The 1,055-nt window shown below is 34.3% G+C and carries 1 pseudogene; it reads right to left on the bottom strand.

Annotated features, from left to right (window positions below):
• Positions 1 to 262: pseudogene (locus R7127_RS26875) on the bottom strand (hypothetical protein); the annotation flags it as partial.
• Positions 263 to 1,055: the final 793 nt, after the last annotated feature.

Here is a 1,055-nt window from a genome sequence, read left to right as displayed (position 1 = left end):
AAACATTTTCATTCTCTTTCTTATTTAGTTCTTTTTGTACACCCTCTTTGGTTGATTCAAACCAGTTTTTAAACTCTTCAACCTCTTCACTATTAAGCTCATTTTTAGAAATTTGGTCTTGAATAAGTGAATTAGAGAAATCTAATATACTAATATCAGCCGCTTTAAATGAGCAAACAATCTTTTGCTCACCTCGCCCCTTTTCAGGATTGTAAGTAGTTCGAATAACATTGAACATTTTGCCACGTTGACGATACATCATAATAAAGCTCTCTTTTTATGCTTGTTAACCTATATTTTAATAATAACAGTATGATTGACACAAATCAAGAAGTAATTGCAATTATACTGAAAATAAACAAAAGTCAAATTAAAAGCATATTGACGTAAACCAGTTTTAAAATAAAATATGGCTGCAAATTATATTTACAATATGCTTGCATTATTATCAGCAAGAAAGGCAGCATACGTGCCTATGCTTGCAAATTTAGCACAATTATGGGTAAGCATGTTTCAAATAAAACACTAAAGATTACAAGCATATTGCATTTATTGAAATTATATGCTTTTAGTTTTTTAGGTTTATTGTGCAAGCATATGACTGGCTTAAAAAGTTTTCAATTCCGTGGGGAGATACAGCCAAATTTCAAATTCATTCAAATTTCAAAACGGCTATCGAGAATTTCTCAGACCATAGTGATTTTGAAGAAAACCCCTGTTAGTACAGTAATAACGAGAGAAGCATAAGAGCAAAAGGATCATTAAGATCCTAAAAGTAGATCCAAAGGGAAAGGATGGCGGAAGATCTGAATTTTTCGGCTTGCAGCCGCAGGCAGGCAAGGCGCGTGTGTGAAGCCGCTAGGCTTCCCATCTTTTCGCTTTGCTTCAAGATGCGAAGTAATGAGCATCTAGATATATTTAGAGATATATAGAGGGCATTTTTGTGATTTCGCTCTAGCCCTTACAGGACGTGGGCTAGAGGAGAATTTTGAAGAGTAAAAACGTGAGTGTTAGTACAGTAGTTTGTGAGTGTTAGTACAGTAGTTTGTGAGTGT

This window comes from Vibrio sp. 1159, assembly GCF_033340395.1.
In the GTDB taxonomy this organism is placed as follows: Bacteria; Pseudomonadota; Gammaproteobacteria; order Enterobacterales; family Vibrionaceae; genus Vibrio; species Vibrio alginolyticus.
This window is presented reverse-complemented; position numbering and strand designations above follow the sequence as displayed.